The sequence below is a fragment of the Pseudoalteromonas piscicida genome, from assembly GCF_000238315.3.
Taxonomy (GTDB): domain Bacteria; phylum Pseudomonadota; class Gammaproteobacteria; order Enterobacterales; family Alteromonadaceae; genus Pseudoalteromonas; species Pseudoalteromonas piscicida.
On record NZ_CP011924.1, the window covers coordinates 2,837,624 to 2,857,784 of the forward strand.

Below are 20,161 nucleotides of genomic sequence, written 5' to 3' on the forward strand. Positions count from 1 at the left end.
GTCAAACAAAGCAGCATCACCTGCTGCTCTTAATTTACTACTTATCGCTCTCGAACAAGTCGAAAACCTATATAATTCGCTCTAAAATCTGGCGCTAACGCTAAGCGAGTTGACACTCGAGCCAAACTCGGCGCGAAGTTCCATGCACCGCCACGCACTGTAACATCGCTCTGAGAAGCACGCTTTTGCGTCCACTCCCAGACGTTTCCTACAGTATCATATAAGCCATAGCTATTCGGTGAAAATTGGGCAACTGGTGAAGGACTTTTATTAGACCACTCACTGCCACACCAACCACAATTAGCTAGGTTTCTTCCGATTTCATTACCCCATGGGTACTCAGATGCAGTGCCTGCACGCGCCGCATATTCCCATTCAACTTCATTGGGTAATCTAAATTGTTGTCCTTTTTCGCCAGATAACCAGTTGGCATACGCTTTGGCATCATCATAAGCAACACAAACAACGGGAAAATTATCTGATTGCTCGTAACCGGGGTTTTCCCAATTATATTCAAGCTCCCAAACCGGTTCGCCATTTTTATAGTATGCGCAGCCTTTACCTTGTTCTGCTAAGGTTTTATATCCAGTGCTTTGTGCAAAACGGCGAAAAGCCGCCACTGTAACCTCTGTGCTCTGCATGGCATATGAATGACTCAACACTTTTTCAACAATGGGACGCTCATTTGGTAAGCCATTACCCGTCAGGTCGCCCATTTTAAAAGTGCCTGCAGGGATAATAGCTAGCTCATTTTCGGTGGTTGCTACGGCGACCACTTGTGCTTGTTGCGCTTCAGGCTCAGGCTTTTTCGTTACAACAGACGTTACCGATTGGCGTTTCTTCACCAATTTCGCATTAATGGTTTGTGCCGCTCGTAGGTTAATGCGCGCTTTATAAGGTTCATAACCTAATTTACGGATCTCAACATCATAAAATCCGGCAGGAATTGCTACTGTCGTTTTTGTCGCGCCGTAGCTGACTCCATTAATAAATACTTCGTCGTCGTAAACATTTGATCTTAAAGTTAACTCGACTGTTTTATCAGCCGTTTGTGACTTTTTTACAAGAGGGGTCTCCACGACTGGCTGCTTTGTAATAGTCGCAACTTCAACCGGATCACTTTGCTCGTCCGAAAAAGTCAGTTGATTATCACTGTAGACGGTCGAGTAGTTCGACTGGTAATTTACGGCAAGTGGAGTGCCATACTCAGCACAATAACGATTGTCTAAGCTCAACAGGTTACATAAGCGGCTGCTATTTACATCACCACGCATCGTTACGCTGAGATTAACGTTGTAGTTGCCTTGTCCACTAAATCCACTATTTACAACATGGCTGCTTACCACTTGAACCTGCGCGCCAGCCATATTGCGTTTTGGCTCGACAACACGGCTCTCGGTTAGGTTTGCAAAAATCTGATCAATAAAGCGCTTAGTTGCTTTTTGAAGCCCCATTTGCTGACCACGCTGTTCACAAGCCGCCAAGGTTTCTGTGCGCTTACAGTTAATCGTGTGGTCTACCTCTAGCGTACCTTCACGAGTAAACTCATTACGTAGTCGCTCTACTCGCGCGGTGCCAAGCTGATCTTTTAAGTTTTCAAGCGTATTTACTAAGGTGTGCTTAGTTACACGGACCTGCTCAATATCTTTACGCTGTGATGCAATCGCCGCAATCTGCATCGCAATGTCTTCTTTATTCTGCTTGTGATCTGCCACTGCTTGCTGATAACGCGTTTGCGCAGAAGAAATATCAATGGAAGGATCATCAATTAGCCGACGATACAACTCATTCATTGCATCTAAGGCCTGATTTTTTTCTTTGTCTAACTCACCTGAACGTTTTCTCAATAACTCAAGTTGAGACTGCAGACGCGTTTCCTCAGCGAGGTGTTTTTCTAAAACGACCGAGTATCTGTCTAATTCGCTTTGCTTATTAGACAATTCAGACTCGATGGCAGTGACCGTCGCAGTATCTTGCGCCATAGCGCTTTGAGCAACAGTACCCATGGCCAGGATCGAGGCCGAGACAATAAAAGTTAAAGGAGCAATTCGCATATGTTCCATTCCCAACAGCGGCAATTGTTTGGTCTTGTTATTTCTTATAGTTAGGGCTCTATGCTATGTACTTACAAAGTAAAACACAAGCTTTGCACAATTAATATCTGAGTTTACAACTATTAACCAGCGTCTTGCCAGTTTTTAGCTGAGATTTTGTCTATTTTTCTCTAACATCTCGATGTGTTACTCATTCGAGTCCAAAATAGCAGATAGGTAATCAAGGATGTATGATAACCTCTGGAGTGAAACGCTTAGGTTATTTATTATAGTGTGCAAAATATCAGACTGATTTCATCATGCAAACCATCACCAATATCACCGAGTCGCCAATCCAAACAATTCACCACCCGACATTAGATAAATACGGTTTAACGTTGCAGGTTAAGCGTGATGATTTGCTCCATCCTGTGATCCAAGGAAACAAATGGCGTAAGCTAAAATACAATATACTCCACCTCAAGCAAGTTGGCCTTGAAGAGTTAGTCACTTTTGGCGGGGCATTTTCCAATCACTTATATGCTACCAGCATGGCATGCAAACTTTTCGCAATCAAAGGTCACTTAATTGTTAGAGGCCCAGAGATTGACCGGCACAACCCAACGCTAAAAATGGCAAACGCTTGCGGGCTAACACTTCATCCAGTGAGTCGAATCGAATATCGACAAAGAAATCAACCTGAATACATTCAAACTCTGCAAGCCAAGTTTAATAATGCTTATCTCATACCTGAAGGCGGCACTAATGCACTTGCACTCCAAGGCGTTGAAGAGTTAGCGCATTCCTTGCCGCAAAGTGATTATGTCATGACGGCTGTGGGCAGTGGTGGCACAGTGGCAGGACTAATCTCGGGATTACCTAACCACACGCAGGTTTTAGGTGTTACGGTACTAAAAGGTGCTGAATATCTAGCACAGGAAATACATGAATTAATCACAGTTCAGCGCCGCGCGCCATGGCAGCTACTCCATGATTTTCACCACGGAGGTTACGCCAAGACTACACCTGAATTGCTGAGTTTTTGTCATCAAATGAAGGTGAAATATCGTTTACCTCTTGAGCCTATTTACACGGGTAAACTGTTTTACGCTATTTTCACTTTGGCTAAGCAAGGATACTTCAAAAAAGGCAGTGTGATCACCGCAATCCATACCGGCGGTTTACAAGGATTAGATGGTTTGAGATATCTGGCAAATAAAAAGTCGACCTAACCAGCTCATGCGGTTAGCGTTTTAGTGAATATCAGCGAGCTGTTGTAATGGTGCGGAGAAATAATGCCCTTGGGCCCCTTTCACTCCAAGCCCTTTGATGCAACTCAGTTCAGCAACGGTTTCAACCCCCACGGCATACACGGGAATACCCAAGCTTCTCGCTTGAGCGACTATTTGCTTTACTGTGCGTTTACGATATGCAGACTTTTCAATGCCATGTACTAGCTCATAGCTAAGCTTGACAGCTTTTACCAACTCGGCAAGCGGTGAGCGCCCTAGCGTCAGAGCCTGCGTAACATTATCCAAATAAATATCGCATCCAAGTCGGTTCAACCTATCAAAAACTGCTAGCAAACGCTCTCCATGTTGATAGACCTCTTCTATGCTAAGTTCAAACCCAATTGCCGCACCACTATGAGACGCAATGAGCTGCCCCTCTAGCCACTCAATAAACTGACTATCCACCCAACTCGAAATATGTAAGTTAATACTTACCTTACCAAAACTCCTTTCCTGCTCATAAACAGACAACACCTGCTTAACTATCGCTCTATCCAGAAACTGAAATTGCTCTGGAGTATAAAGGTGTTGCATCACCTGCTTGGCCGAAATGCGCCCCATTTCTTTGTGAGTCACTCTCAGTAGCGCTTCGCTTACAATGACGTCTTCGGCTAAAAAGTCGAATAACGGCTGGAAGAATAAGGAAAACTGTCCGGCTTTCAGATAACTCAGCAAAGCTTCACCGTCTTCGTTAAGGCGTTTTGCCAATAACTCTGTAAGATGAACTAGATGAGTATGTTGCCACACTTGATTTTGCGCAATTGAGAGCGCTGATTTTGCGCTTTGATAAACCTGTGTCTGTTGTTTATTTTCCTGATAAAAACACGCGCCAAGCTTCACTTTGCTGCGAGATAAATCCCCCCGAAACTCTAGCAGTACTCGATAAACGATTTCGTGCATTTGCTTTGCCAAATCCATACCTTTAGTCGCCCCTATCTGCTTTACTGTCACGGCCAATGCCCCTGAAGTTAGATATTTAACTGCCACCGTCCCAAACTCTCCAACGCCTTTAACTAGCGCAAGCTGAAAATGTAACTGCAGATCAACTTCTTTAGGTGTACTGCACTGCCAATGGATTAACGCAAATAATGCATACTGCCCTTCAGAAGCAGGGGCTGGCAAAGCCACAGGCTTTTGCGCATTTGAGGTAGACTCAGTCATACCGTATAAAAACCACCACCGATGTACGAATAATACGAGCCCAATCGACAACAAATTGAAAAATATCAATATATATCCATGACTTATCCATATGGATTCATGGTACAAGGTAACCGCTTGGTCATTGACAACAAATTGATGTTCTTCTGCATTCGCCACAGGTAACAACGAAAAACCATACTTCGTAGCTATTTCACTTACTCCCGCAGCTAAAGCTTCCGGTGATAACTGAGAAATTTCAGCAGCCGCTTCTTCGCCTTGCGTGTGGACCTGAAGGTGCAGTAAATGATTAAGAAGGAAATTTAGACACAACAACACCGCCAAACTTACCGCGACTAGCTTTTTTTGATACTGACGACTAAATCCATCTAACAGCTGAACTGGCATAATGTTTTGATTGGGTGGAAAGATAACTGAAGTGTTGTTCAAAATAGTGCAAAACTCAAGCGAGATGCGGCTTTTAATTGTGCAGAAAGGATAAGCAACTGAGCCAAAACTAGAAATGCGTTAAGTTTATTAATCGTACAAGATGGTAAGCTTTATCTAAGCTTACTTGTCACCATTTTCTTAGAGATATTTATACCGGTAAAAAACAAAAACCCCAGCATGATGCTAGGGTTTTCGTAGATGCTATACCACCATTTAGAACGGAATATCATCATCAAAGTCAATTGGTGGCTCCATAGGGTTTGAGCTGCCGCCTGATTGACCATTGTTTTGGTTCTGTTGTGGTGCAAAGCCGCCTTGAGACTGGCCACCAAATCCAGAAGACTGCTGAGAATTCTGTTGCGATTGCTGTGGTGCGAATCCACCTTGCTGTTGGTTTGACTGGCTTTGCTGTGGCTGCGAATATTGCTGCTGAGGCGCTTGATTATAGCTTTGTTGGCCATAATTATTTTGCTGCTGTTGACCACCTTGGTACTGGCCACCACCTTGACCCTGCTGCTCGCCACGACCACCTAGCATTTGCATTTGGCCACCCATGTCCACAACGATTTCTGTTGTGTACTTTTCTTGACCGCTTTGATCTGTCCACTTACGAGTTTGTAGACGACCTTCAATGTACACCTGCGAGCCTTTTCTTAAATACTCACCCGCAACTTCCGCAAGTTTGCCAAACAACACCACACGGTGCCATTCTGTACGCTCTTGCAATTGACCGGTGTTTTTATCTTTCCAGCTATCCGTAGTTGCAATGCTGATGTTAGCCACGCCGTTACCGTTTGGCATATAGCGAACTTCAGGATCTTGGCCCAGATTACCTACCAAAATTACTTTATTAACACCACGTGCCATGGCATTGTCTCCTCACACTATGACAAGCCCAACACTTGCTTGGCTTGCTTCAAATCAAAAATTTTATCATCTACTTTTAGGTAGCTACGATTCTCATCTCTTACTACCGTGGCCTCAAGTACCCCAGGTAATGAAACCAATTGATCTGCCAATTCCGTCGCTTGTTGCTCATTTTCTACAGCAGAAACTAAGCTGATCGCTTTGCTCTTAGGTGGTACTTGCATACCCCATGCGATAACAAACCATATTACCCCAATAATGGCCGTTGCGGCAAATATCGTATCGACCGCAAAATTTTGTGCCAAAATACCACCCAAAGCACCGCCTATAAATGCACCAAGAAACTGGCCAGATGAAAACACTCCCATCGCCGATCCCTTTTGGTTTGCTGGAGCTATGCGAGAAACCAACGCAGGCATAGTTGCTTCGAGAAAATTAAAGGCAATAAAATAGACCAGCATTGCACCTGCGATCACCCAGAGCGAATCTACAAAGCAATACAAAGTAATTGAGCTTACCACTAGCATTGCAATAGACAGCAAGAATGTCTGCTTTTCTTTTTGTTTGCGGATCGCCACTATCATCATCGGTGCCATCAAAATAAAGGCGAGTAAAAATACCGGAATATAGAGTTGCCAGTGCCTGTCAGCAGCAAGACCATCACGGATCAACTGACCTGGCAAGGCTACAAAAATTGTAGTCAGCGTCAAATGCAATAGCAACACCCCAAGATCAAGCCTCAGTAACTGTGGGTTTTGCACCAAGCGACGAATATCTGCAAAACTTGCAATTGTGTCACCTTTTGGGGCTTTATTTACCGCATTTGGCACCATAAAGGTAATGATAGCGATACCTACAATTGCCAATACCGCCGTCAGCCAGAAGATCCCTGCGATACCAAAAGACGCCGCAATCATTGGTCCTAATAACATGGCTACAGCAAAGCTCATACCAATGCACATGCCAATGACCGCCATTACCTTGGAACGCTGCTCGTCACGGCTCAAATCCGCAGCAAGCGCAAGTAAAGCACTTGCAATCGCGCCCATGCCCTGTAGGGCTCTACCAAATGTCACCCAATAGATTGAATCCGCTAATGCTGCGATAACAGATCCTAATGCAAATACCAACAACCCACCAATGATGATTGGCTTACGGCCAAACTTATCAGACAACCAACCCATAGGTATCTGCAGTACAGCTTGAGTCAAACCATAAGCACCAATAGCCAAACCAATCCACAGTGGCGAGACATCCTGTAAAGACTGGCCGTAAACAGCTAACACTGGCATCAGCATGAACAAACCAAGCATGCGGAAAGCGAAAACGCCAGCAAGAGAAATCGCGGCGCGCTTTTCAGTTGGATTTAAAGAGTCATTAGACATAAGGCGGTATTCATCACTATCGAAAATCACGCGCAAGTTTAACAAACTCTTTTCTTAACTTACACTAGCGCGAACGGATCTTTGCAATGCGATTGTTACCATCATAAATTTGAGCGATTTACTTCGAAAGAAAAAAGCGCTAGTTGACGCCGTACTTGGCCGTGATCTGATCTAATTTTCCGCTACGTTTAACCCGTTCAAATGCTTGACTTAAACGCTGCAAACGCTCGCTCGAGGTGCGTGCCTTGCTAAAGGCAAAATATACTGGGTTTTCGTTAATAACCAACGGGCTAATTGCAAACTTTTCAAAATCAGGGTTATTTTTACTTTGATACAGGATGTTGAATTTTTCTTCTAAAAACCCTGCGATCCGTCCTTTTTTGAGCAAATTCAATTTTACCTGATTGTCGGGTACATAAATAAATTGCGTTTCACTGTCGGTACGACGCGCAAGGCGAGCTGTAAATGCCTCACCGTAATAAGCATTACGCTGAATAGCGATTGGCTTTGACAGATGGAATAACGACTCAAGTGAGTCAAGCTGGTGAGGTTCGCCTGAGTTCATTGCAAAAACAATGGTTTCCATGCGTTGGGGACCAATAAAATACGCAAACTGTTCACGTACTGGTGTTTTTGTAACGCTCAAAATAAGATCGATATCACCTTCCTCTAAAAGCTTCAGCGCCCGACCCCAAGGAATACTTACGAAACGATAGCTACACCCCGCTTCATCTAACAAGGCTTTAGCGAAATCAACGTCCATACCGTGCCAAACAAGGTCGTCATTTAACTTAGACTGCGCCGCATAATTCTCAAACCGCACTACCAGCTCACAGGCGAAGACATTTTGGCAAAGCAGCGCCAAAAGCAATAAAAGTCGATACAAAATCAATATCCCAAGTTGATCGGTTTAATAAGTTTAGTTCGTTTAGCAGAGATAACTTAATTTTGTATTCGGGATGCGGTAATCTGTTCACTTCACATCATGCTTTGACTGATCCAGATTTCAATTTAGTGGATTAGTATCGCGTACTCAGTACAGCGCACGAAAAAACACAAGGGTCGTATGGATAAAATAGAAGTTAGGGGTGCCCGCACCCACAATTTAAAAGACATTTCACTCACCATTCCAAGAGACAAATTGATAGTGATCACGGGTCTTTCTGGTTCAGGGAAGTCGTCTTTAGCATTTGACACCTTATACGCAGAAGGCCAGCGTCGTTATGTTGAGTCTTTATCTGCGTACGCGAGGCAATTTTTATCGCTGATGGAAAAACCAGATGTGGATCACATTGAGGGCTTGTCTCCCGCGATTTCCATTGAGCAGAAGTCGACTTCTCACAATCCACGTTCAACCGTGGGCACCATTACCGAAATATACGACTATTTAAGATTACTCTTTGCCCGAGTGGGTGAACCGAGATGCCCTACCCATGATTTACCGTTAGCCGCACAAACTATCAGTCAAATGGTTGATACTGTATTGGCACTACCTGAGGGTAGCAAACTCATGCTACTTGCACCGGTGGTGAAAAACCGTAAAGGTGAGCACGTAAAACTGTTAGAAGAGCTTGCGAGCCAAGGTTTTATTCGTGCACGTATTGATGGCGAGGTATGCGATCTCTCAGATCCACCGACACTAGAGTTACAGAAAAAACATACCATAGAAGTTGTGGTGGACCGTTTCAAAGTCAAAGCAGGGCTTGAGCAACGGTTAGCCGAATCTTTTGAAACCGCGCTTGATTTGGCTGATGGCATTGCGCAAATCGCCTATATGGATGATAGTGAAGCAGACGAACTGATCTTCTCGGCCAATTTTGCCTGTCCAACTTGTGGCTATGCCATGAGCGAACTTGAACCAAGATTGTTTTCTTTCAATAACCCAGCAGGTGCCTGCCAAAGCTGTGATGGCTTGGGGGTAAAGCAGTATTTTGATCCCAAACGTGTAGTGCAAAACCCAGAACTAAGCTTATCTGGCGGTGCAATCAAAGGGTGGGATAAACGCAGTTTTTACTATTTTCAGATGCTAAGCTCAGTTGCCGAGCAATATGGATTTGACTTAGAAACGCCATTTCAGGATCTGCCGAGTAAATTTCAAAAAGTGGTATTAGAAGGCTCAGGCAAAACTAAAATCGCGTTTAAGTATCGTAATGACAGAGGCGATCTTATCACCCGCAATCACGAGTTTGAAGGCGTGTTAAACAATATGAATCGCCGTTATCGGGAAACGGAGTCCAGTTCAGTAAGAGAAGAGCTCGCCAAATATCAAACCAGCCAAGCGTGTCCAAGTTGCCATGGCTCACGCCTGCGCGAAGAAGCTCGCCATGTGTTTATCGGCTCAACCAACCTGCCAACTGTAACAACGATGAGTATCGGCGAAGCCAGTCAATTTTTTATCGACTTAGCACTCACAGGCCAAAAAGCACAAATTGCGGACAAAATACTCAAAGAGATCCGCGACCGTTTATCTTTCTTGATCAATGTAGGCCTAAATTACCTCTCTTTGGAGCGTAGTGCTGATACTTTATCTGGCGGTGAAGCTCAGCGGATCCGTCTTGCAAGCCAAATTGGCGCTGGTCTCGTGGGGGTAATGTACGTACTAGATGAGCCTTCAATTGGTCTACATCAGCGCGATAACGATCGTTTACTTAAAACACTCACGCACCTAAGAGATCTTGGCAACACCGTGATTGTGGTAGAGCACGACGAAGATGCTATTCGCGCAGCCGATCACATCATCGATATCGGTCCAGGCGCCGGTGTACACGGCGGCTATGTCGTCGCTGAGGGAACTCGCGATGAGATAATGCAAAGTAAAGACTCATTAACGGGTCAATATCTCAGTGGCGAGAAATGTATTGAAGTTCCAGCGCAACGCCATCAATGTGATGACAAATGGCTTGAGCTTAAAGGCGCAACGGGCAACAACCTAAAAAGTGTCGACTTAAAAGTGCCTGTTGGGCTCATGACCTGCGTAACTGGGGTATCTGGTTCGGGTAAATCTACCCTCATTAATGACACGCTATTCAAACTTGCCCACCAGGAATTAAACGGTGCAACAACGCAAGAAGCTGCACCATATGAATCAGTTCATGGGCTAGATCACTTCGATAAAGTTATCGATATTGATCAAAGTCCTATCGGTCGCACACCACGTTCAAACCCAGCAACTTATACAGGGATCTTTACTGCTATCCGTGAACTATTTGCGGGGACGCAAGAATCGCGTTCACGCGGTTATAAGGTTGGCCGCTTTAGTTTTAATGTTAAAGGCGGTCGCTGTGAAGCCTGTCAAGGCGATGGCGTTATCAAGGTAGAAATGCACTTCCTGCCGGATGTCTACGTTCCTTGTGATGTCTGTACCGGTAAGCGCTATAACCGTGAAACACTAGAAGTGCTGTACAAAGGTAAAAATATCCACGAAGTGTTGGAAATGACCGTTGAGGACGCTAGAGAATTTTTTGATAAAATTCCCGCAATCAATCGCAAACTACAAACTTTAATGGACGTTGGCCTTTCATACATACGCCTAGGGCAAGCAGCCACGACGTTATCCGGTGGTGAAGCGCAGCGTGTTAAGCTCGCTCGTGAACTATCAAAACGAGATACTGGCAAAACGCTCTACATTCTGGATGAGCCGACCACAGGTCTGCACTTCCATGATATTCAACAGCTACTCGCCGTACTGCATCGTCTGCGCGATCATGGTAATACGGTATTAGTTATCGAGCATAACCTGGATGTTATCAAAACCGCGGATTGGATCGTGGACTTAGGTCCAGAGGGGGGAGCTGGAGGAGGTCAAATACTCGTCTCAGGTACACCTGAAACGGTGGCTAACTTTGCGGCTTCGCATACAGGTAAGTACCTTAAGCCTTTATTGTCTTAATTTCTAAAAGTCTCTATTATTGGTGCATAATAATTACAAATTCATTTATTATGCATCAACTTCTCGCACCAAAAAACTTAACCGCGTACCTAGCAAGACTGCGCTTTTCCATCGGCCAATTTTGGCAAAGTCTAACGCTGGCTCAACGTTATTATTTAATCAGTTTTATCATTTTTATGTTCAGCTTGAGTGAAACTGAAGATAATAATTTCATCGGCTTTTTGATCTTAATAACCACAGTAACGGCGCTATGTTATGAATTCTGGCCGAGGATCATGACCTTTTGGGAAAGTGTGCCTGGCAAAGCACTAATACTGTTATTTTACGCCTTTATCGCGAACTTTGTGTTGGTTCAAGCTGATGGTCGTATTAATGATTTAACTGGCGTCAGCACAGATAATTTCCCTTACACACATAATTTGAGTGTGTTGCTGTCGTTACCTACTTGGTTCTTTATTACCAGTACCTTCTTGTTAATTCTCGCGCAGCTCTTTATGACCTGCTATGTCGTTGTGCTTTTCCTACTTAAGCCATTGCGTATAAAGCCTTTTTGGCACCAGAATCACTATCGCTACCCGGCAACAACAGCAATCATCAGGCTGATCATGTGTTTTGTTTTATTAGCTTTTTTGGTGCTTGGCATCGCTAAATCAGGTGCTTCAACCGCATTTACTGAGTTTTCTTCTGATTTCAAAATAGATGAGGACGGAATTTCTTTCCAAGCCAACGCGAAAGAATCACGCACCTCTGACTCCACAGAAGAAAACGAAGGAGCATCGGAAACTCAACCACAACAGGCCAACATGAGTAGCGATACTCCACAACAAGATGAAGCACAGCCCACGGAAGATGAGCCGGAGTCGTTAACGGTATCTATTAATAACGATCCCAACCCGGATTTGCACGAGCAAGGTAAAAACTATAACGATGTGCTTAATCAAATACTGGCTTACTTTATCTTTCGCTTTGAGTCTGACGGAAACTCACGCTGTGAACATAGCGAAGGCAGTAATATTGTTGAATTAAACGATTATGAGATCTTAGAGATCATGCCGGATAACGCCGCGGAATACGGCTACACCTATACAGTAAAGCCTTGTATTTCAGCGGCAATTGGCCATCAGTTTAAGCCGCAGCAACCATAAAAGTACCTAGCGCATCGCGCTCTTGCTGACTCAGCGGTTGGGATTGCTTAACCGCAAAGTCATATCGCACCATAATGGTTTTACCTTCAGCACAGCATTCTCCATGCTGCCAAGCCTGCTGCAAAATCACAAATGAGCTGTTGCCGATATGTTCAACAGCCGTTTTTATTTCGACTTCCTGACCATAAAATAGCTCCCCTTTAAAAGTAACTTCGACTTTAGCAACAATCAATTTCCACTCTTTTGGATTTAAATCTGGTGTAAATATTTTGAAAATAGGTGTGCGCGCGGCTTCAAACCACACAGGGAGTACGGTATTGTTGATATGTCCAAGCACGTCTGTTTCACAAAAACGCGGCATAAGCTTTTCAGACAGCATAATAACTCCAATAAAAACTAGGGAAAAACATGAGTGATTTTATTCGCGTTTACGATAACGCACTCAGTTCAGACTTTTGCGATGAATTCGTAAAGACCTTCGATCAAAGCCCACATTTAAAACAGGGGACTACGTCTGGTGGTGTCGACTTGAGTAAAAAAGTCAGTCACGACCTTTATTTAAATTCCTATCCTGACTATGCCAAACAGTTGCAACACATTCAACAGGTTACGGCAAAGCACTTATTTGAATACCTTGAAGAACATTTCTTTATGATCATCGGTGCATTTGGACTTAAAGTGTATCACCCCAAAACAGGTGAGCCTGTCGACCTCACTGTGGATAACTTTGAAGAAGTCGGCAAGCCACAACTCCCGGTCCTTGCTCAACAGCTGTTTCGTTTGGGTGCTATCCAAGCTCAACGCTATCAAATAAATAAAGGCGGCTACCCCTACTGGCACAGCGAAGTCTACCCTCAACATGACCATAATGAAGCCTTACACCGAGTGCTGTTATTTATGTTCTACCTTAACGATGTCGAGAAAGGTGGCGAGACCGAGTTTTATTATCAAAAGCGTAAAATTGCCCCAGTAAAAGGCTCTATGGTGATAGCACCAGGATATTTTACACATACACATAGAGGTAATATTCCGGTTTCTAACGATAAGTATATACTCACTTCGTGGGTGTTATTTAATAGAGCAGAGCAACTCTATGGTACACCCAAATAAGCTACCTCTACACTTCAGGGGCTGTTGAACTCAAGCATGCAAGATCAACAGACCCCACAGAACTTATTTAGCTTTGGTAAATTCAGCCCACTCTATCAGCATGGGTAAAAAGTCTTCATAGCCACACACCGCCATCATACCCGACTCATCTAAAGCCAGCGCGTCTTCTTGATACTGCGCTATGTCATCACTTTCATGAAATAATGCGTGGCTTTCAAATAATGCTTCTTGCGGCGTGAACGTGGCGCGGATCTCTTTTCCGGCCAATACAAGCTCTTCTTTTTGATTTGGCAGGTTTTCAAGCTGTGTCAGCAGACTGACAATGCGCTCATGTGCAAGCTCCTCGCTTAGCCACCGACCTATCAACGCATGCTCGTCATTTAAGCGAGCACGAAACCCAGAAAGTGGGTCACGAATAAACTGGTATTCCATCTTTACTTCTTAACTAAATCACCTTCTTTTATTATACCTAAGTGGCGTCCGCTAAGCATTCATTGATAGAATTACCTTTTAACCACTCGATTGTTGGTCAATGCATGTCGCCTGTTGAGATCTTATTTCCTCTCATCTTTATCGTTATTTCTGGGTTTTTGAGTGCAAAGATAGGCTTTATCGCCATCAATCAGCTTGATGGCTTGCGTACTTTTATCTTTAATTTGTGTATTCCTGTGCTGTTATTTAGCAGTATGGTGCAAGCAGATCTGGAAAGCCTTACAACGGGTCCCTTGTTATTATCCTTTTATCTCCCAGTCGCTCTGACTTATGTAGGCTTATACCTATTTCTCTTTAAAGCGCAATATCGTTCAAAAGCAGACAGTGCAGCATTGGCATTAAGTGGCACCTACTCTAATACCGTGTTAGTCGGATTACCGATAATCTTAATGGCACTCGGTGAGCAAGCCGCTGCCATGGTATTTATGATTATTACATTCCACAGTGCGATGCTGTTTTTTATGACTTTTTTACTGGCAGCAAGACACAAAAATAAGGTAGATATTGTGAAACCCCTGCTGTTAAATCCAATAGTGATAAGTATTTCAAGTGGTTTGATATTGAACGTTGCTGGGTTAAAACTACCAAGTTTAATACTTGAAAGCTTTAGTTGGTTGGCAAAACCTGCTATTCCTGGGGCGCTATTTATTTTGGGTGCAAGCTTGGTGCAGTATGGTGTACGAGGAAAGTTACACGGTGCAATATGGCTAAGTGCAGTAAAACTGATGCTACTACCGGGATTGGTTTATCTCTTTGCCACTTATTTAGGATTATCAACTCAACAAGTTCAGGTAGTGACTCTAATGAGTGCCTCTCCTTTAGGCATTAATGCCTATCTTGTTGCTAGACAGCTCGACAGCCAACAAGCAACGCTTGCGGCTACCGTTGTGCTGTCTACTGTGCTGAGTATGGTCAGCCTGACTGGGTGGTTATACTTTTTGGTATAACCGTTAATACCTAGGCGGCGTATACTTAGCAGCATCAATAATAGCCCACAAATGGAAAACGGCGGCAATCACGGGTGGAACCAATAAAAACCACAGCGCATACCCACCTACAACAACAATTGCGAAGATTAAAGCCGCCAATATACGACCTTGAACCAACTGACCAAGGCCAGGGAAAAAGACGTTACAAATCGCTGCAATTACATTACCACCAGAACCTTGTCCAGACATAGTTACCTCTCTTAGTTACTTAAAGTCTTTCTTTTTAATATATCAGATTTCATGCCAACCCTAACACTTTGATTTTAAAAGGAAACAATGAAACTCAATATTTTCTGTTCACTATAAGTTAGCCTAAACCACTAACTTTTAGCTTAAAGTTTAGCTATATTATGATGCGTAATTCAATCACTTTGATTTACATAAAATAATAATGAAAACAGGATGTCTTATGCTTAGCAAGTTTACCACCCCGCTAACAAAATTAGTCGACAAGTATCTACCCGATCCATTTGTGATTGTACTTTTACTCACTTTTTTGGTGATGATACTCGCTGCACTATTTACTCCAGCAACGCCTGTCATGGTGCTTGAGGCATGGGGTAGTGGTTTTTGGAAGCTGCTTACTTTTGCGATGCAAATGTTGTTAGTTTTATTATGTGGTCACATGCTTGCCGTGACCCCTCCAATAGCGAAAGCACTAGACCGTATAGCTGGCCTAGCTAAGACTCACTCTCAAGCAATTATACTCACTACCTTTGTTGCGATGAGCGCCAGCTGGCTAAATTGGGGGTTTGGCTTAGTTGTCGGAGCTTTGTTTGCAAAGGCCATCGCTCGAAAAGTGAAAGTCGATTATCGCCTGTTAGTGGCCAGTGCTTACTCTGGTTTTGTTGTTTGGCACGCTGGTCTATCAGGCTCAGTCCCTCTAACTATCGCAACCCTGGGCCACTTTAGTGAAAAGAGCATCGGTATTGTTACCACTTCAGAGACAATCTTTGCACCTTTTAACCTGCTCATCGTACTCAGTATTTTTATCGTTTTACCACTTATAAATAAACTGATGCTTCCCAAAGATGATGACGCAGTTATTGTTGATAAAGAAAAGCTCATTGAACAAAGTAATGATATCAGTACCCACAATACTCCGGCTGCAAAATTAGAAAATGCCTCATGGCTTGGTATGTTAGGAGGAGCAATCGGTCTTAGCTATCTAGGCTTTTACTTTATATTTAATGCAGGCACATTGACATTGAATATCGTCATAGCCCTGTTTTTGTTCTTAGCCATGCTGCTACACAAAACCCCTGCGAATATTCTCAATGGTCTACAACAAGCAATTCAAGGTGGTGCCGGTATCGTGATCCAGTTTCCTTTTTATGCTGGGATCATGGCTATGATGGTAGAAACAGGACTTGCGCAACAAATATCTCAAGGATTTGTTTCTATTAGCAGTCAATGGACATTACCACTGTGGAGCTTTTTAAGCGCAGGCCTTGTAAATATATTTGTGCCTTCAGGTGGCGGTCAGTGGGCGGTACAAGCACCAATTATCATTCCCGCAGCAGAAGCACTTAATGCAGACATAGCCAGAGTCGCGATGGCCGTTGCTTGGGGTGATGCTTGGACTAACCTGATCCAGCCATTTTGGGCACTCCCGGTACTTGCAATTGCAGGCCTTAAAGCCAAAGATATTATGGGATTTTGCCTAGTACAATTGCTGGTAACGGGTGTAATTATCGCAACTTTATTGTTGCTGCCTCTGTAAGAAGGTGCGTAACGCACCTTCTTACACAGATTAACTTGATAAAATTTTCATTGGTAAGCTTAGGATTGGATTCTCTGAATCAGCAAAATGCATCATTACCGCAACATGACCTGTAATAACAACTATATACATAATGGCGCTGACCACTTGCCCATATCGGTCAAGGGGTAATAAGTGACTGTAATTACGGCCACGCCACTCAATCAGGATTTCAAAACTACCAATCAATATGAATATCACCAGTAGGATTAAGCCAAAGGTGTAACTTATCCAGAGGCCGAATAATACTCCTGCCATACACGCTAATAACCCCACCCAAGAGCGCATTGAAAAGCTTATACTTTTTAGAACATGCCCACCATCTAACGGCAAAATGGGTAGTAAATTGAATAAGTTCAACAGCGCACTTAATACAGCAACACCAGCAAAGATTTCCATCTCTGTCGCGTAATACAACACCACTCCAAGGACTGAGGTTATTAAACCAAATGCCGGTCCCATCAACGAAATAACCACATCTTGCCAGCGGGTCGTGATCTTATCGTCACTTACAGCCAGACCACCAACGAAAGGGATCAAATAGATACCTTTTGTTTTAATCCCAAAATAGCGCATAGCGCGGACGTGGCCATATTCATGAACGACTAAGCAAGCCACAAGCATAAGCGCAAACTGCCAAGAAAATAGCCATGCGTATCCAGCCACGGATGCGCCAGCCAACGCAGCTTTAACCACCTTTACACTTTTAAATAACTTTAAGCCCAATGCTGCCAAACCAAATAAGCTGCGTTTTTCTTTAGGTGTTTCAGTGCTCACTTCAAGCCACTGAAGTTCAGCTCCATTGACTGCAATACCAAGTAACCCCTGAGGTAACTGCTCTGTATTTACCGCCAGTGCTTGTCCATCAATGGTCGCGAAAATGCCATTATGTTGCTCTTCAAAGGTAATCGCTTGTTGCTCGACAAAAAGCTGTACTACTTGTTGTTGGTTAAAAAAGATAGATACCGCTTTGTCCGCTAGTGAAAACTCGACTCTATTCATATTCAGATCCAAAGGTCATTTGGGGCATTATCGCTAAAAGCGTCCGCTTCATAAAGTGCTGCCGAAATCTGAATTAGAAAAATGCAGGTAAAGTGTCATTATTGTGCATCAAATTGAGTAAAAATCACCTTTTAAAGCGTTTTGAGATTTGAGCACTTTAAATTATTTGTACTAGACTTTAAGGAGGTAAGGTATACGAAGGAATTGTTAATGTCATTAGCAAAACATCGGATAATGGTAGTAGATGATTCACCCGCGATCCTCGTCGTAATGCAAGCTATTATGACTGAACTTGGCATTGAGCATGTCACAACCTGCTCAAGTGCGGTGAATGCTGTAGAAAAAATACGGCAGACTCCTCATCAATTTGACGCCATTTTTACAGATCTCAATATGCCCGAAATGGATGGTATGGAGTTTATTCGCCAACTGGGAGAGCTAAGGTTCTCTGGCGGCATTATTATTATTTCCGAAATGGACGAAAAGATTATTGATCTAGCAACCAACCTTGCTAGACAGTCCAATGCACATCTTATCGGCAATATTTCTAAGCCCGTACAATTGGTTGATGTCGAGCGCATGCTCAAAAAAATGGAGACGTATACCACTGTTAAACGTAGCCGCATTGAAAAGGTGACCGAAAGCGATCTTTTGCACGCCATTAGTCACAATGAAATTACGCCTTACTATCAGCCAAAGGTTCACCGTGGTGACAAAAAGATTAAAAGTGTCGAAGTGCTTGCCCGTATTGTGCCTAAAAATACCGAGCAGGTTATTTTACCGGATCATTTCATTGGCGTGGCCGAAGATACCGATCTAATCAACATCATTACTTTCCAGCTTTTTGAAAAGGCAACGGACGAGTTTAAAGCAATCAAATCTGAGCTAAATTACCCAATTAAACTGGCTTTTAATCTATCACCAGTGCAATTAAATGATCTGAGCTGCCCAGATAAACTGGCACTTATTCTAGAAATAAACCGTTTAAAGCCTAGTGATATCATTTTAGAAATTACTGAAAACCAACCGATGAATCAGTCTATTCAATTGGAAACAATGAACCGTTTACGGATCCGGGGGTTTGATATTTCGTTAGATGACTTTGGTACTGGATTTACCAATATTCAGCAGTTAAAGTCTTTGCCGTTTACTGAGATCAAAATCGACCGCTCTTTGATAACCCATGTGGAATCCGATCGCTTTTCACAGGTACTTATCGACAGCTTAATCGATATCGCACAAAATCAACAATTAGACATAGTAGCTGAAGGTATAGAGCGGATTGAAGAGCTACAATACCTTGACCGCTACAAGCATAGCCTATTAATGCAGGGTTTTTTAATCAGCAAACCTAAACCACTAACAGACCTAGTCGGGTGGATACACTCTTGGCAGCGCATGATTAATTCGAACCCTTAACCTCAGGAGAGGCAGTTTCCTCTCCGTCGCTTTGCGTTTCAGACACATCTTCAGCTTCGTCGCTGTCTTCAATCAAATTATCATGATTATCAACGCGCTCTCGCCACTTTTGCTTAGCAGCAGCTTGCATATTGGTGGTTTGCTCTCGCTCATCAACAATATCCATTCCCATTAATGATTCAAGCAAATCTTCTAATGTCACTATGCCTTGTACATCGCCATACTCATCAATGACAAGCGCAATGTGTAGACGCTTTGCCAGTAACGCTTTGAATAACTCTGGCGCAGCTAGCGTTTCCGGTACGGTATAAAGAGGGCGAGATAGCTTACCAATTTTATATTCTTCTCCAAGCCTATGATAAGCAAGCATAATGTCATTTTTGTGCACAAAGCCGATGATGTCATCTGTGTTTTTATCGAATACCAACACCCGAGAAAAAGCAACCGAACCATGCTCAGACAAATACTCGTGTACTGTCATATCTTTATGCACCTTAAACAGTACCGTTCTTGGTGTCATAATGCTTTCGAGCTTGGCGTGGCGAAAGCGCAACAAGCTGCGAATGGTTTCAGTTTCGTCTTGATGTAATGCGCCTGCTTCAGAGCCAATCTCCGCCATCGCTTCGATTTCTTGACGAATATAGTGAGCCTCATCTTCTTTACGGCCTATCACTTTTGTTAACTGATCAGACATCCACACAAAAGGCTTCAATATTCGAACTAACCATACCAACACACTGGAAACGATAGGTGTTAATCCGCGCCAATAAGTCGCTCCTAAAGTCTTTGGAATGATTTCTGACAGTACCAAAACCAGTAGCGTCATCACTGCAGACGCAATACCAACAGCTGCATCTGAAAATACCACAGCAGCTTGTGCACCAACCCCTGCTGCACCGGCGGTATGCGCAACGGTATTTAACGTTAGAATGGCAGATAAAGGCTGATCAATGTTGTCTTTAAGGCGTTGAACTCGCGATGCTAATGCATCATTGTCTTGCTTTAAGATCCCTATATGGCTTGGCGTAATACTAAGTAGCACCGCTTCCATCACCGAACAGATAAAAGAGATAGCTATTGCCAAAAACATGTAGGTTAATAATAAAACCAAGTAAATTCTCCTCTTTATTCAACGCTAAGTATTTGCTTAACTGCATACGTTATGTTGCTCATCAACACAGACTAT

The 20,161-nt window shown here is 43.4% G+C and carries 17 protein-coding genes; 7 read left to right on the forward strand and 10 right to left on the reverse strand.

Translation table 11 applies throughout. The features are described from left to right. Positions 1–41 precede the first annotated feature (41 nt). A complete protein-coding gene (locus PPIS_RS13235; RefSeq protein ID WP_010376640.1) occupies positions 42–2,054 on the reverse strand; it encodes an SUMF1/EgtB/PvdO family nonheme iron enzyme in 2,013 nt (670 codons plus the stop codon). Positions 2,055–2,353: 299 nt separating this feature from the next. Between PPIS_RS13235 and PPIS_RS13240 the strand changes: the two genes are divergently transcribed. Next, positions 2,354–3,265, forward strand: a complete 912-nt coding sequence (locus tag PPIS_RS13240) for a 1-aminocyclopropane-1-carboxylate deaminase/D-cysteine desulfhydrase (protein ID WP_010376637.1) — start codon at positions 2,354–2,356, stop codon at positions 3,263–3,265. A gap of 21 nt (positions 3,266–3,286) precedes the next feature. Here PPIS_RS13240 and PPIS_RS13245 read toward each other — a convergent pair whose 3' ends face one another. The 4 genes from PPIS_RS13245 to PPIS_RS13260 form a co-directional block, all read right to left on the reverse strand. Further along, entirely contained in the window at positions 3,287–4,873 is a 1,587-nt protein-coding gene (locus tag PPIS_RS13245) for an EAL domain-containing protein (protein ID WP_010376634.1), read from the reverse strand. Between the two features lie 255 nt (positions 4,874–5,128). Then, positions 5,129–5,782: a single-stranded DNA-binding protein gene (ssb, locus tag PPIS_RS13250; protein ID WP_010376633.1), complete on the reverse strand. Its 654-nt coding sequence runs from the start codon at positions 5,780–5,782 to the stop codon at positions 5,129–5,131. A gap of 17 nt (positions 5,783–5,799) precedes the next feature. Beyond that, positions 5,800–7,167, reverse strand: coding sequence for an MFS transporter (locus PPIS_RS13255; protein ID WP_010376632.1), 1,368 nt, complete (start codon positions 7,165–7,167; stop codon positions 5,800–5,802). A gap of 139 nt (positions 7,168–7,306) precedes the next feature. After that, positions 7,307–8,053: a substrate-binding periplasmic protein gene (locus PPIS_RS13260; protein WP_010376631.1), complete on the reverse strand. Its 747-nt coding sequence runs from the start codon at positions 8,051–8,053 to the stop codon at positions 7,307–7,309. Positions 8,054–8,233: 180 nt separating this feature from the next. Here PPIS_RS13260 and uvrA point away from each other — a divergent pair, with 180 nt between their 5' ends. Together uvrA and PPIS_RS13270 are read left to right on the forward strand one after the other, a co-directional pair. Further along, positions 8,234–11,056: an excinuclease ABC subunit UvrA gene (gene uvrA, locus PPIS_RS13265; protein WP_010376630.1), complete on the forward strand. Its 2,823-nt coding sequence runs from the start codon at positions 8,234–8,236 to the stop codon at positions 11,054–11,056. 50 nt (positions 11,057–11,106) lie between these two features. Continuing rightward, positions 11,107–12,201: a hypothetical protein gene (locus tag PPIS_RS13270; RefSeq protein WP_010376628.1), complete on the forward strand. Its 1,095-nt coding sequence runs from the start codon at positions 11,107–11,109 to the stop codon at positions 12,199–12,201. Here the strand turns inward: PPIS_RS13270 and PPIS_RS13275 are convergent. Further along, positions 12,182–12,580: an acyl-CoA thioesterase gene (locus PPIS_RS13275; RefSeq protein WP_010376627.1), complete on the reverse strand. Its 399-nt coding sequence runs from the start codon at positions 12,578–12,580 to the stop codon at positions 12,182–12,184. The two genes, PPIS_RS13270 and PPIS_RS13275, sit on opposite strands and share 20 nt — an antisense overlap. Positions 12,581–12,609: 29 nt before the next feature. Here PPIS_RS13275 and PPIS_RS13280 point away from each other — a divergent pair, with 29 nt between their 5' ends. Further along, positions 12,610–13,311, forward strand: coding sequence for a 2OG-Fe(II) oxygenase (locus PPIS_RS13280; RefSeq protein WP_010376625.1), 702 nt, complete (start codon positions 12,610–12,612; stop codon positions 13,309–13,311). 63 nt (positions 13,312–13,374) lie between these two features. On the opposite strand, the gene PPIS_RS13285 is transcribed toward PPIS_RS13280, so the two are convergent. After that, on the reverse strand, positions 13,375–13,743 hold the full coding sequence (locus tag PPIS_RS13285) for a YacL family protein (protein WP_010376624.1): 369 nt from the start codon (positions 13,741–13,743) through the stop codon (positions 13,375–13,377). A gap of 104 nt (positions 13,744–13,847) precedes the next feature. On the opposite strand from PPIS_RS13285, the gene PPIS_RS13290 reads away from it, so the two are divergent. Further along, entirely contained in the window at positions 13,848–14,750 is a 903-nt protein-coding gene (locus tag PPIS_RS13290) for an AEC family transporter (RefSeq protein ID WP_010376623.1), read from the forward strand. A 3-nt stretch (positions 14,751–14,753) separates the two neighbouring features. Here PPIS_RS13290 and PPIS_RS13295 read toward each other — a convergent pair whose 3' ends face one another. Continuing rightward, on the reverse strand, positions 14,754–14,981 hold the full coding sequence (locus PPIS_RS13295) for a hypothetical protein (RefSeq protein ID WP_010376621.1): 228 nt from the start codon (positions 14,979–14,981) through the stop codon (positions 14,754–14,756). 220 nt (positions 14,982–15,201) lie between these two features. Between PPIS_RS13295 and PPIS_RS13300 the strand changes: the two genes are divergently transcribed. Continuing rightward, positions 15,202–16,515, forward strand: coding sequence for a short-chain fatty acid transporter (locus tag PPIS_RS13300; RefSeq protein WP_010376618.1), 1,314 nt, complete (start codon positions 15,202–15,204; stop codon positions 16,513–16,515). A gap of 30 nt (positions 16,516–16,545) precedes the next feature. Here PPIS_RS13300 and PPIS_RS13305 read toward each other — a convergent pair whose 3' ends face one another. Next, on the reverse strand, positions 16,546–17,556 hold the full coding sequence (locus tag PPIS_RS13305) for a metalloprotease (protein WP_010376616.1): 1,011 nt from the start codon (positions 17,554–17,556) through the stop codon (positions 16,546–16,548). Between the two features lie 210 nt (positions 17,557–17,766). Between PPIS_RS13305 and PPIS_RS13310 the strand changes: the two genes are divergently transcribed. Then, positions 17,767–18,975: an EAL domain-containing response regulator gene (locus PPIS_RS13310; protein WP_010376614.1), complete on the forward strand. Its 1,209-nt coding sequence runs from the start codon at positions 17,767–17,769 to the stop codon at positions 18,973–18,975. On the opposite strand, the gene PPIS_RS13315 is transcribed toward PPIS_RS13310, so the two are convergent. Further along, positions 18,959–20,086 (reverse strand): hemolysin family protein, encoded by a 1,128-nt coding sequence (locus PPIS_RS13315; protein WP_010376613.1) that lies wholly within the window; start codon positions 20,084–20,086, stop codon positions 18,959–18,961. The two genes, PPIS_RS13310 and PPIS_RS13315, sit on opposite strands and share 17 nt — an antisense overlap. Positions 20,087–20,161: the final 75 nt, after the last annotated feature.